Raw genomic sequence first — 13,482 nt, 5'->3', positions numbered from 1 at the left:
GCCGATATAATTTGTAAATTATTGAAAGAAGGTTCAAAAGGAAATGAAAAAAACACTCACCACTATTCGCAGATCATCAATTGCAAGGAGACTTATTATTTCTTTCCTGCTGATCTTAATTGTCCCGATAACCGCCCTTTCGGTTAGCGCTTATCAATCAGCAGTTGCCTCACTTGATGTACAGATGACGCAAAGCGCAAAGGAAAATGTTCAGATATTAGATCACATCATTGATGATAAAATCAGCACGACTGAAAAAAGCCTCGCATATTTCAGCGATTGGGCTACAGCAGAAAAATTTCAGGATAAAAAGAAATCAGAGCTGAAACAGGAGTTTAAACAATTTATCCAAATGAATGATAATGTCGCTGCGGTATTTTCAAGCGGCAAAGACGGGGACTTCACACGTTATCCGTACGCTGACATGCCAAGCGACTTTAATGCTTTGGAACGAGATTGGTACAAAGAAGCAATGGCCAATAAAGGCAAAACAATTGTCACTGAGCCTTATGAATCGATTTCATCAGGAAAAATGGTCGTCACCATCGCCCGTCAAACGGTGGATGGGTCAGGCGTTGTCGCCATTGATATGAAAATTGATGACTTAGTCACTACCGCGAAAGGAATCAATATCGGAAAAGAAGGCTATGCTTTTATTTTGAGCCAAAACAAGAAAGTCATCGCCTACTCCGGAGAAAAAGCGGGAACAGAGCTAAAAGGGGACTGGGTTGATAAGCTCTACAAGGATAAAAGCGGGGACTTTGAATATACGTACAAAGGCAAAAAGAAAAAAATGGCATTTGCAACAAGCGAAACAACAGGCTGGAAAATTAGCGGCACGATGTATGCAAACGAGATTCACGATGCTGCAAGCAGGGTTCTGATCATGGCTTCAATCGTTCTGGCGATTGCTATCGGAGCTGGAATGACGGCGATTTATTTTGTGATTCGATCCATCACAAAGCCATTGAGACGCATTGTCGCATCCGCTGAAAAAATTAGTGAAGGCGATCTAACCGAAACGATTGAAATCAATTCAAAAGATGAACTCGGCGTTCTGAGCGAGAGCTTCAATCATATGGCACACTCGCTTCGCTCGCTCATTCACGGGATCAAAGACTCAGTAGAACACGTTGCCTCCTCGTCTGAAGAGCTGACTGCATCGGCAGACCAGACAAGCAGAGCCACTGAGCACATTACGATGGCTATCGAGCAATTTTCAAACGGCAGTGAAAGCCAAAGCGAGAAAATAGAAACGACAACCGAACAAATTAATGAAATGAATGACGGATTGGCAGAGCTGGCGCGGGCTGCAGCAGTGATTACAGAAACATCCGCAGATTCAACAGAAGTGTCAAGCAAGGGGGAGACACTCGTCCAGAAAACAGCCGGCCAAATGAACACAATTGACCATTCCGTAAAAGCAGCGGAACAAGTGGTGAAAGGGCTGGAGATCAAATCAAAGGATATCACGAATATTTTGCGTGTCATCAACGGCATTGCGGATCAAACCAATCTTTTGGCTTTAAATGCCGCCATTGAAGCTGCCAGAGCGGGTGAATATGGCCGGGGCTTCTCAGTCGTCGCTGAGGAAGTGAGAAAGCTCGCGGTACAGTCGGCTGACTCAGCAAAAGAAATTGAATCGCTGATCAGTGAAATAGTAAAAGAAATTCACACATCACTGAACGTGCTTCAGTCCGTAAACAAAGAAGTTGAAACAGGGCTTGTCATGACGGATGAAACTAAACAGAGCTTCAAACATATATCGCAAATGACCAATCAAATTGCTTCCGAGCTGCAAAACATGAATGCAACGGTTGAGGAGCTGTCAGCGGGAGCTCAAGAAATTTCCGCAGCTTCAAATGATATCACAGCCATTTCTAAGGAAAGCTCGGATGGCATCCAAGATATCGCTGCTTCAGCTGAGGAACAGCTGGCATCCATGGAGGAGATTAGTTCATCTGCACTGACGCTTGAAAGAATGTCTGAAGAACTCCGTGATCTGACAAAACAATTTAAAGTAGATAAATAATAGGTCTAAAATACTATTTATTTATGGGAAATTAGTTACTTTTATTGAATTTCTTCTTTTTTGCTGTATATATTTACCCATTTCCAGCCGATATGAAGGGTAGCATAAAAAAGGAGAAATGAATGATGAAAAAAATACTCCAACTCATAAAACAAAGATCAATTACACGGAAGCTTCTCGTTTCCTTTCTGTCGATCCTCATCATACCGGTTGTCATATTGGCGATCTTTGCGTATCAATCGGCTAGCAGCTCACTCGACAGACAGATGATGGGGAGCGCATTGGAAAATGTACAGCAATTAAACGAAATTATTAACACCAGCATCGGCGAAAAAGAAAACAGTGCTGATTATTTCAGCGAATGGCTGACAAAAGAGAAATACAATGCAAAAAGCAATGCAAGCATTGCAGAGAAATTCTCACAATATATCAGCATTAACAAGGATGTAGAATCCATTTATACAAGCGACACAAAAGGGCACTTTACCCGCTATCCGGATCTTCCGATGCCAAGCGGCTATAATCCGGTTGAACGCGACTGGTACAAAAAAGCGGTTGCAAATAAAGGGAAAGTCGTGATCACAGACCCTTATAAAACCGCGTCGACAAATACGATGGTTGTGACAATCGCCCAGCAGACAAAAGATGGTTCAGGCGTTATTGCAATCAACATGACGATTGAAAATCTGCTGAAAACAACCAAAAAAGTCAACATCGGCACACAAGGCTACGCATTTATCATGACGAAGGACAAAAAAGTTGTCGCACACCCGAATGAAAAATCAGGAACTGAATTAAAAGGCGACTGGCTCGATAAGATGTTGAGTGCTGATAAAGGCGATTTTCAATACACCATGGATGGCGATAAGAAAAAAATGGCCTTTGACACAAACAAGTTGACGGGATGGAAGATCGGCGGCACCATGTATTTGGATGAAATCCATGAGGCAGCCCAGCCTGTCCTACACCTTGCTTTAATTGTCTTGGCCGCAGCTATTATCATAGGGATTATCGTCATGACTTTGATCATTCGGTCGATTACAACACCGCTGAAACAGCTTGTTGGTTCCTCTAAGCGGATCAGCGAGGGAGATTTGACGGAAACCATTGATATCCGTTCAAAAGATGAATTGGGCGAGCTCGGCAAAAGCTTTAACAATATGGCGTCGTCACTTCGTTCTCTCATACACGCCATCCAGGATTCGGTAGATAATGTTGCCGCTTCCTCTGAGGAGCTCACTGCATCAGCTGCGCAAACGAGCAAGGCAACAGAGCACATTACATTGGCGATTGAACAATTTTCTAACGGCAATGAAAAACAAAACGAAAACATTGAAACGGCAGCAGAGCACATTTATCAAATGAATGACGGGTTGACGAATATGGCTCAAGCTTCTGAAGTGATCACTGATTCATCTGTTCAATCGACAGAAATTGCAAGTGAAGGCGGCAAGCTTGTTCATCAAACCGTCGGCCAAATGAATGTCATTGACAAGTCCGTTAAAGAAGCGGAGCAAGTCGTACGCGGATTGGAAACGAAATCGAAAGATATTACAAACATTTTGCGTGTGATCAACGGCATCGCAGACCAGACGAACCTGCTTGCCTTAAACGCAGCAATTGAAGCAGCGCGCGCAGGCGAGTACGGCCGCGGCTTCTCCGTTGTAGCGGAAGAAGTAAGAAAACTGGCAGTACAGTCAGCAGATTCAGCAAAAGAGATTGAAGGATTAATCATCGAAATTGTGAAGGAAATCAATACATCACTCGGCATGTTCCAATCTGTCAATCAAGAGGTGCAGACAGGACTTGACATCACAGATAAAACAGAAATGAGCTTCAAACGCATTTCTGAAATGACGAACCAAATCGCCGGCGAACTGCAAAATATGAGTGCGACGGTTCAGCAGCTTTCTGCGAGCTCTGAGGAAGTTTCGGGAGCATCCGAGCACATTGCATCGATTTCAAAAGAAAGCTCAGCGCATATACAAGATATCGCGGCGTCAGCTGAAGAGCAGCTAGCTTCCATGGAAGAAATCAGCTCGTCTGCAGAGACCCTTTCCTCTATGGCGGAAGAGCTTCGCGATATGACCAAACGATTCAAAATCGAATAATAAGCCTTAACACCCAAGCTTTTGCGCTTGGGTGTTTTTTTTAGTTTTTTTATTAAACCTTTTATCCTAGTTTGACGATATTAGATTTATCTTAAAGGAGGAGTCAACGAGAATGGGAAAATTCATACAATGGATCAAACAGCCATCGATCAGCAAACCGCTAATCGCTGCGTTTCTGGCAGTGCTTATTTTGCCGGTTGGGGTTTTAGTATATTTCAGTTATCAATCAGCTTGGAACGCGTTAGACAGAGAGCTCATAAGCAGTGCGAAGGGAAATGTTGAAGAACTAAACAGTACGCTGCAAAATAAATTAGAAGATAAAGTAAAAGCAATAAATTATTATAGTGAGACAGTCGATAAAGACATATTGTTAGGCAAAAACAAAACATTACTGAAAGAGAAATTTAAGCAGTACACGACACTTAACGACGATGTAGGCGCAATCTATGCTGCTTCAGAAGATAAGAAGCTTTATAAATATCCGGATAGCGGTATTCCGAAAGGCTTCGATCCAACAGGACGTGACTGGTACAAACAGGCCGTTGCGGAAAAAGGACAGGCTGTTTTCTCAGAACCGTATACTGATGAAGCAACAGGGAATACCGTTGTCACAATTTCAAAACAATTAAAAGACGGGTCAGGGGTTATAGCGCTTGATTTAAACCTGGATGAAGTGCTTACTGCATCAAAAAGAATCAAAATCGGTAAAGAAGGCTATGCATTTATAACGACAGGCAACAAAAAATATATCGCCCATCCGACCATTAAGCCGGGGACAACCGGTTCCGGCGATTGGACAAACCAAGTATATTCCAAAAAAGAAGGCTCATTTGAATATACATTCGAAGGCAAAGAAAAGAAAATGGCCTTTACGACAAATAAACTGACTGGCTGGAAAATCGCGGGCACATATTTTGTCAGTGAATTGCAAGATGCTTCAAGCCCGGTGCTGAACACTGCGGTTATCATTTTATGCGTGTCAATAGTAATCGGCGGCATACTCATACTCTATATTATCCGTGCCATCACCAAGCCGTTAAGAAAACTTGTCATAACGTCTGCAAAAATCAGCAGCGGAGATCTCACAGAAGTCATTGACATTCACTCGAAAAACGAGTTTGGCCAGCTTGGCGAAAGCTTTAATGAAATGTCTGCATCATTGCGTTCTGTAATCGGCGTTATTCAAACGTCTGTCGAAAACGTCGCCTCATCTTCTGAGGAGCTGACGGCAAGCGCGGCTCAAACGAGTAAGGCAACTGAACATATTACACTCGCCATCGAACAGTTCTCAGATGGCAACGAGGCGCAAAGTGAGAAATTGGAAACGAGCTCAAACCACCTTTCTCAAATGAATCACGGGATTTCAAAAGTGGCACAAGCTTCTTCAACCATTACGAAATCATCGATTCAGTCCTCTGAGGCAGCGGGCAGCGGCGAGAAACTGGTGGAACACACAGTCGGCCAAATGAAAACAATTGACCAATCCGTTCAAAAAGCGGAAGCGGTTGTGAAGGGCCTTGAAACAAAATCGCAAGACATCACAAGCATCTTGAATGTGATTAATGGCATTGCTGATCAAACCAACCTGCTAGCATTAAATGCTGCGATTGAGGCGGCAAGAGCGGGAGAATACGGAAGAGGCTTCTCAGTAGTTGCGGAAGAGGTTAGAAAACTTGCTGTACAATCAGCAGACTCCGCCAAGGAAATTGAAGGATTAATTCAAGAGATTGTCAGGGAAATCAGCACCTCACTTTCAATGTTCCAATCCGTGAATCATGAAGTGAAAGAAGGCTTGCAGATTACGGATCAAACAGCGGAAAGCTTTAAACAAATCTATGAGATGACAACCCAAATTTCCGGCGAATTGCAAAACTTGAACGCGACGGTTGAACAACTGTCAGCCGGATCACAGGAAGTGTCAAGTGCTGTTGAAGATATTTCTGCAGTGGCGAAAGAAAGCTCAGCAGGCATTCAGGATATCGCAGCTTCGGCGGAAGAACAGCTTGCGTCCATGGAAGAAATCAGCTCTTCAGCGGAAACGTTGGCAAACATGGCGGAAGAACTTCAGGACATTACGAAGAAATTTAAAATTGAATCTTAATGAAAAAAGAAAGCGGCATATCTGCTGCTTTCTTTTTTGTTAAAAAGCAAAAATAAACAAAAACAATTCAAAAACAAACAGAAATCATATATAATGAAAACGGATACAAATAAAAGGGGATGGAGGAATATCAAATATGGTGAAACATATATGGGATTCAGAGCGAGCTGCACAGCTGCCAAAAGGTGTAGAGGAATTGGTGTACAGGTCCAATCTGATCGGGTCAGACCGCACTGTCTGCAACTGGGGCGGGGGGAATACATCTATGAAAACAACGGAAAAGGATTTTAGAGGCCGTGAAATAGAAGTCATGTGGGTAAAAGGAAGCGGTTCGGATTTGGCAACAATGAAAGCGCATAACTTTACCGGCTTGAAATTAGATGATATCCGCCCGCTGATTAAAAGGGACCAAATGCCAGATGAAGAAATGGTAAATTACCTGTCTCATTGTATGATAGACAGCAAACATCCCCGCCCTTCAATTGAAACGCTATTACACGCTTTTCTGCCATACAAACATGTTGACCATACCCATCCAGATGTGATTATCAGCATATGCTGTGCGGATAATGGAAAACAAATCGCTGAAGACATTTACGGAAATCGGTTTGTATGGGTGCCATACGTCCGCCCTGGATTTACTTTGTCTAAAATGATCGCTGAAGGCGTAGCAAACAATCCCCACGCCGAGCTTGTATTAATGGAGAAACACGGCTTAGTCACTTGGGGAGAGACGTCTGAAACATGTTATCAAAAAACGATATCCATCATTCAAGAAGCCGAGCAGTATATTAACGATCGTATCAATCAGCATGAGGCATTTGGAGGCAAAAGGTATCAGCCGCTGCCGGAGGATAAAAGAAAACAAATCTTGGCAGGCATCATGCCTGTGATCAGAGGAGCAGTAAGTGAAGAAAAGAAAATGATCCTTTCCTATGATGATCATGACGATATCTTGGAATTTGTAAACAGTGTCCAAGCGCCAGCACTTTCGCAAATCGGTGCGGCATGCCCGGATCACCTTGTTCACACAAAACGGGTTCCGCTGTACATTGATTGGAATCCGGAAACTCAAGATGTGCACAAGCTTGCAGATCTGATCAAGTCAGGAGTCGAGACCTTTACATCAGAGTATCAGGCTTACTTTACACGCAATCAGCAGGATGAGGATCAAATCTTTGAATCCGCCCCGCGGGTGATATTAATTCCTGGAATCGGAATGGTGAATACAGGAAAAAGTTATGCCATGTCTAAAGTAAGCGGGGCTTTATATCGGAGGGCCATCGCCGTAATGAAAGGAGCAACCGCTCTGGGGCAATTTGTTTCTTTACATGAAAATGAATCCTACCATGTCGAATATTGGCCGCTCGAACTATATAAACTCACGCTGGCCCCGTCGGAAGCAGAATTTTCCCGAAAAGTCGCGTTTATAACTGGAGGAGCCGGCGGAATCGGCAGTGCAGCATGCCGCCGATTTGCAGCTGAGGGAGGGCACGTGATCGTAGCTGATCTGAATATAGAAGGTGCACAGAAAATTGCCGGGGAAATAAACGATGCATACGGAGAAGGACGGGCAATGGCTGTCAAAATGGATGTGACAAAGGAGGAAGACGTACAGTCAGCTTTTGAACGAGCGGCGCTTGCTTATGGCGGCATTGATATCGTCGTCAATAATGCCGGGCTGGCCACATCAAGCCCATTTGACGAAACAAGTTTAAAAGAATGGAATCTTAATATGAATGTTTTAGGAACAGGCTATTTCCTTGTAGCCCGTGAAGCATTTAAACAGATGAAACACCAAAATAGAGGCGGAAGCATGGTATTTGTCGGATCGAAAAATTCGGTTTATGCGGGCAAAAACGCCTCTGCCTACAGCTCGGTTAAGGCGCTTGAAACCCATTTAGCAAGATGCATCGCAGCAGAAGGCGGAGAATTCGGCATTAGGGTCAACTCCATTTTGCCTGATGCAGTTCTTCAAGGATCGGCAATCTGGGGTTCAAGCTGGCGGGAGGAACGAGCCGCGGCGTACGGGATTGAACCAGATCAGCTGGAGGAACATTACCGGAAACGGACAGCATTGCTCGTCAATATTTACCCGGAGGATATTGCCGAAGCCATTGCATTCTTCGCTTCTTCCAAAGCCGAAAAAACAACGGGCTGCATGATCACGGTAGACGGCGGCGTCCCTGCTGCTTTTACGCGTTAGAAATATGCTATGATAAAAAATATAAGATGGACTACGATATGAGGAAGGGCGTTACTGATGCTAGTAGCAGAACGGCAGCAAAAAATAGTGGAAATAGTGAATACGCGTTCAAGCATCCGCGTTTCCGAATTAAGTGACATATTTTCAGTCACAGAGGAAACCATTCGGCGTGATCTTGAAAAGCTTGAAAAAGAACATAAACTGAGCCGGAGCCACGGAGGAGCGGTCAGTATTCAGCAGAAGGAATCAGAAATTCATTTTTCCGAAAGGGAAATCACGAATGTCATCGAAAAAAAAGCCATCGCTCACGAAGCGGCCAAATATGTAAAAAGCGGAGACCGAATTATTCTCGATGCAAGCACAACTGCCTGGTACATGGCGAAAATACTCCCTGACATTGAGCTCACCGTGATTACAAACTCAATGAAAGCAGCTATTGAACTCAGCAATAAAGAAAACATATCAGTCATTTCAACAGGCGGCATTTTGCTTGAAAAATCATTATCGTTTGCCGGCCCGTTAGCAGAGCGTTCACTTGAGACCTATCATGTCAATAAAACCTTTCTGTCATGTAAGGGATTTGACGTACACAACGGGATGAGTGATTCAAATGAGTGGCAGGCGCTGCTCAAAAAACGGATGATCGAAAGGTCGGACCAGACCATTTTGATGGCCGATTCAAGCAAATGGGGGAACCGCGAGTTTTCACATATCGCCTCGCTGCAAGATGTCAGCCGCCTTATTACGGATTCTGGACTTGATCCGGCATCGGTAAAAGCTCTTGAGGACAAAAAGGTGAAGGTGACAGCTGTTCCTCTTTCGAAGAGAGGGTGAAAGGATGATTTATACTGCCATTGATATAGGCGCATCAAGCGGGAGAATCATGGTAGGTGAACTGAATGAAGGGAAGCTTGACATACAAGAGATTCACAGGTTCGCTAACGGTTTCAGTCAAAGAGACGGGCATTGCTTTTGGGATATTGATCATTTGCTAAAACAAATCCTGCAAGGACTGCAAAAAGTAAAGACGCTTGGGTATGAACACTGCACCGTAGGCATTGATACATGGGCAGTCGATTATGTCTTACTGGACGAAAAAGGCGATCGGTTGCGGGAAGCAATCTCCTACCGTGATAGAAGAACAGATCACACAATAGACAAACTGGAACATACCCTCTCAAAAGCCGCAATTTATCAAAAAACAGGAATACAATTTCAGCCTTTCAACACGATCTATCAATTGTTTGAAGAAGACCGTGAGCTGCTGAAAAAGACAGACAAAATTATGATGATTCCTGATTATTTAGGCTATTGTTTAACCGGAAAAGCTGTAACGGAAATCACAAACGCGTCCACAACACAGCTTTTAAACGCCTCAACGGGAAATCTTGATCCTGAATTGCTTGAAGCCGTGTCTGTTCTGGAACAGCAATTTGCGCCGCTCACTGAACCGGGGTGTGAACTTGGGAAGCTAAGAAATGAGTGGTTCCTGGATTATGATCTCCCGGCGTGCAAGGTGATGACAGTCGCAACACATGATACGGCCTCGGCCGTCATTGCGGCGCCAGGCGTACATGATGGCTGGGCGTATATCAGCAGCGGAACATGGTCGTTAATCGGGGTTGAAAACAAAACACCGATAATAACTGATCTTGCTTTAGTAAACAACTATACAAATGAACGCGGCGCAAACAACACCATTCGCTTTCTCAAAAACATTATCGGCATGTGGGTGATACAAGAAGTCAGACAGCAGTTACAAGCAGATTACTCTTTCCAGCAGCTTGCAGAAGAAGCCAAAAAAACAGAACCATTCCAGCAATTTATAAACTTAAATGATAAACGATTCCTTAATCCAGAAAACATGATAAAGGAAATACAACATTATTGCAGACAAACCCGCCAAAAGATTCCCCGCACTGCAGGCGAACTTGCCTGCTGCATCTACAGCAATTTAGCCATCATCTATGCGATAGCCATCAAAGAGCTCGAAACAATCACAGAAAAACCGATCGAGCAATTTCATATCATCGGCGGCGGAGCCCGGAATGATTTCTTAAATCAATTAACGGCAGACATGAGTGGAAAAGCGGTATATGCAGGGCCGATAGAGGCAACTGCCACCGGAAATCTTTTGATGCAAATGATTGCTGCCAAAGAAGTCAAAGACATAAAAGAAGCCCGGCAAGTCGTCAGAAATTCCTTTCCGATCAAAGTGTTTACACCTAAAGACATTGACAGAAGCACCATCATTCAGTCATTTCAGCAAACCATTTTGAAAGCGTTATCTAAATGATGAAGAGGTGAAAAGGTTTGAAAAGAAAAGCCAGTATCATGTTTGTCCATCAAGACAAGTACGAAGAATACAAACAGCGGCATGATGACATTTGGCCTGAGATGGCAGAAGCACTCAAAGCTCATGGAGCACACCATTATTCTATTTTTCTAGACGAGGAAACAGGCAGGCTTTTTGCATATTTAGAAATAGAGGATGAAGAGAAATGGAGAAAGATGGCGGACACGGAAGTTTGCCAAAGATGGTGGAAATCGATGGCGCCATTAATGAAAACAAATTCGGATTTCAGTCCTGTTGCGATAGATCTAAAGGAAGTTTTTTATTTGGATTAAAAACTGATAAAGGGAGAGAGCCGCATGACCATAAAAGCCAATTATGACAGTGCAAAACAGGCATATGAAAAATGGGGAATTGATGTTGAAGAGGCGCTTCGGCAATTAGAGCAAGTGCCCATTTCGATCCACTGCTGGCAGGGTGACGATATTGAAGGCTTTGAAGTAAATAAGGGCGAGCTTTCAGGCGGAATTGACGTGACCGGCAATTATCCCGGAAAAGCGCAAACTCCTGAAGAATTAAGAAGAGATTTGGAGAAGGCTCTTTCTCTCATTCCTGGAAAGCACCGCGTAAACCTGCATGCGATATACGCAGAAACAAACAGGGAAGCGGTAGAACGTGACGAATTGAAGCCGCAGCATTTTGAAAACTGGGTGAAATGGGCAAAAAACCTTGGTCTCGGTTTAGATTTTAATCCAACCTTGTTTTCGCATGAGAAAGCGGCTGACGGACTCACCCTTTCACACCCTGATCCGGACATCAGAGAATTTTGGATCAGGCATTGCATCGCTTGCCGCCGTATCGGGGAATACTTCGGGAAAGAATTAGGAACACCTTGCTTGACGAATATTTGGATTCCCGACGGCTATAAGGATATCCCGAGTGATAGGCTGACACCGCGTAAAAGACTAAAAGAATCACTGGATCGGATCTTCTCAGAGGAGATCAGTGAACATCACAATCTTGATTCAATCGAGAGCAAGCTGTTCGGGCTTGGCTCCGAATCATATGTTGTCGGATCTCATGAATTTTATTTAGCTTATGCTTTGATGAATCATAAGCTTTGTTTACTTGATACAGGCCATTTCCATCCGACTGAGACGGTATCAAACAAGATCTCGTCCATGCTGCTTTACACAGACAAGCTTGCCTTGCACGTATCGCGGCCTGTTCGTTGGGATAGCGACCATGTAGTGGTTTTGGATGATGAATTGAGAGAAATCGCTCTTGAAATTGTACGAAATCATGCTCTTGAGAAGGTCGCCATCGGTCTGGATTTTTTCGATGCCAGCATTAACCGTGTAGCCGCCTGGACCATCGGAACGAGAAATATGATCAAAGCTTTATTGTATGCCCTGCTTCTCCCGAACGGATATTTAAAACAATTGCAGGAAGAGGGCCGCTATACAGAAAGGCTGGCCCTGATGGAGGAATTCAAAACATATCCTTTCGGAGCCATCTGGGATTCCTACTGTGAGCAAATGGGCGTTCCGGTAAAAGAGGCATGGCTTTATGACATCAAAGAATATGAGCAACAGGTGCTTTTAAAAAGGAAGGCATCTTCTCCGATTGTCTAATAAAAAATCCGCCGCGGCATTTGCACGCGGGCGGATTTTTTTAAGCTTGATCAGCAGGGTATACAATCCCCATTTGCTTTCTTGCTTCTTCCATAATTTTTGCGGTGGTCAAAGACCGTTCAAATGTATTTTCTTCAGATTCCAGCTTATTCTCTTTTATAAGCGTGACAAATTCTTCTGCTTCATAGAACATCGCCGGTTTAGGATCAGGGATCGCGATGTTTTCAAGGCGGCCGTCCCGGTAGCGGATTTCAACACGTTCAGGCCGGTGAATCGTATCGATTACAATCGTCCCGTCTTCACCCTGGATTTCAGCCGGGGCATAGGAAGTAGAGATTTTGGAATGCATCAGAACAGCTTCGAACCCGTCGTAAGACAGAATGACAGTTCCTTCTCCGTCCACTCCGGAGGATAAAGCATATCCGTTTGCTTTTACATCCTTCGGCGCGCCAAACAACACAACAGCCGGATAAATACAATAGACGCCAATATCCATTAATGACCCATTGGAAAGCTCAGGCTGAAACGCATTCAAAACAGTTCCGCTTCTGAACGCGTCATATCGTGAGGAATACTGGCAGTAGCTTGCGGTAAATCTGCGGACAGTGCCGATTTTATGCAGGTGTTTTTTCAGTTCTTTGAAATTCGGCAGGAAAGTGGTCTTCATTGCTTCCATGAGAACAACGCCGTTTGCCTTAGCCGCTGAGATCATCTCTTCTGTTTCTTTTGTATTCGAAGCAAACGGCTTCTCACAAAGCACATGCTTGCCATGGTTCATAAAGAGAACGGCTTGTTCCTTGTGAAGAGCGTTCGGGCTCGCTATGTATACGGCATCAAAGCAATCGCTCGCCGCCATTTCCTGAAGGTCTGAGAAGGCATGCGCAGCGTTGTGTTTAGCAGCAAACTCGCCAGCGCGTTCAGCCGATCTTGAATAAACAGCAGTCAGCTGAAAATCTTCGATATCCGCTGCTGACTCAAGAAAGCGGTCTGTAATCCAGTTGGTTCCTATTATTGCAAAACGTATCACTCGTATCGCTCCTTTTGCATGATATAGCTAAATTATAGCTTAAAAAGAACAAAATCACATGATAGATATAAATAGAAT

The 13,482-nt window shown here is 44.0% G+C and carries 9 protein-coding genes; 8 read left to right on the top strand and 1 reads right to left on the bottom strand.

Annotation, left to right across the window (positions count from 1 at the left end):
* The first annotated feature begins 43 nt into the window (after window positions 1–43).
* The 8 genes from tlpA (at window position 44) to rhaA (ending at window position 12,377) form a co-directional block, all read left to right on the top strand.
* A complete protein-coding gene (gene tlpA / locus WA279_RS19540) occupies window positions 44–2,032 on the top strand; it encodes a methyl-accepting chemotaxis protein TlpA (RefSeq protein WP_336156400.1) in 1,989 nt (662 codons plus the stop codon).
* A gap of 122 nt (window positions 2,033–2,154) precedes the next feature.
* The gene (gene mcpA, locus WA279_RS19535) at window positions 2,155–4,143 is read left to right on the top strand and encodes a methyl-accepting chemotaxis protein (RefSeq protein ID WP_003228911.1); all 1,989 of its coding nucleotides are present in this window, start codon (window positions 2,155–2,157) and stop codon (window positions 4,141–4,143) included.
* 112 nt (window positions 4,144–4,255) lie between these two features.
* Entirely contained in the window at window positions 4,256–6,244 is a 1,989-nt protein-coding gene (gene tlpB / locus WA279_RS19530; RefSeq protein WP_336156399.1) for a methyl-accepting chemotaxis protein TlpB, read from the top strand.
* Window positions 6,245–6,380: 136 nt separating this feature from the next.
* A complete protein-coding gene (locus tag WA279_RS19525) occupies window positions 6,381–8,450 on the top strand; it encodes a bifunctional aldolase/short-chain dehydrogenase (RefSeq protein WP_336156397.1) in 2,070 nt (689 codons plus the stop codon).
* A 57-nt stretch (window positions 8,451–8,507) separates the two neighbouring features.
* The gene (gene rhaR, locus WA279_RS19520; RefSeq protein ID WP_181220077.1) at window positions 8,508–9,284 is read left to right on the top strand and encodes a rhamnose catabolism operon transcriptional regulator RhaR; all 777 of its coding nucleotides are present in this window, start codon (window positions 8,508–8,510) and stop codon (window positions 9,282–9,284) included.
* A gap of 4 nt (window positions 9,285–9,288) precedes the next feature.
* Window positions 9,289–10,746: a rhamnulokinase gene (rhaB, locus tag WA279_RS19515; RefSeq protein ID WP_336156396.1), complete on the top strand. Its 1,458-nt coding sequence runs from the start codon at window positions 9,289–9,291 to the stop codon at window positions 10,744–10,746.
* Window positions 10,747–10,763: 17 nt separating this feature from the next.
* A complete protein-coding gene (rhaM, locus tag WA279_RS19510; RefSeq protein WP_003243762.1) occupies window positions 10,764–11,078 on the top strand; it encodes an L-rhamnose mutarotase in 315 nt (104 codons plus the stop codon).
* Between the two features lie 24 nt (window positions 11,079–11,102).
* The gene (rhaA, locus tag WA279_RS19505; RefSeq protein WP_336156395.1) at window positions 11,103–12,377 is read left to right on the top strand and encodes an L-rhamnose isomerase; all 1,275 of its coding nucleotides are present in this window, start codon (window positions 11,103–11,105) and stop codon (window positions 12,375–12,377) included.
* 40 nt (window positions 12,378–12,417) lie between these two features.
* Here the strand turns inward: rhaA and iolU are convergent, their stop codons facing one another.
* A complete protein-coding gene (gene iolU / locus WA279_RS19500; RefSeq protein ID WP_003228926.1) occupies window positions 12,418–13,404 on the bottom strand; it encodes a scyllo-inositol 2-dehydrogenase in 987 nt (328 codons plus the stop codon).
* Between the last annotated feature and the right edge of the window lie 78 nt (window positions 13,405–13,482).

It is taken from the genome of Bacillus sp. 204(2023) (genome assembly GCF_037027505.1).
GTDB lineage: Bacteria > Bacillota > Bacilli > Bacillales > Bacillaceae > Bacillus > Bacillus subtilis.
This window is presented reverse-complemented; position numbering and strand designations above follow the sequence as displayed.

Coding starts and splice junctions, on each gene's coding strand:
- rhaR (WP_181220077.1), top strand. CDS start 8,508: ATGCTAGTAGCAGAACGGCAGCAAAAAATAGTGGAAATAGTGAATACG.
- rhaB (WP_336156396.1), top strand. CDS start 9,289: ATGATTTATACTGCCATTGATATAGGCGCATCAAGCGGGAGAATCATG.
- tlpB (WP_336156399.1), top strand. CDS start 4,256: ATGGGAAAATTCATACAATGGATCAAACAGCCATCGATCAGCAAACCG.
- mcpA (WP_003228911.1), top strand. CDS start 2,155: ATGATGAAAAAAATACTCCAACTCATAAAACAAAGATCAATTACACGG.
- rhaA (WP_336156395.1), top strand. CDS start 11,103: ATGACCATAAAAGCCAATTATGACAGTGCAAAACAGGCATATGAAAAA.
- WA279_RS19525 (WP_336156397.1), top strand. CDS start 6,381: ATGGTGAAACATATATGGGATTCAGAGCGAGCTGCACAGCTGCCAAAA.
- tlpA (WP_336156400.1), top strand. CDS start 44: ATGAAAAAAACACTCACCACTATTCGCAGATCATCAATTGCAAGGAGA.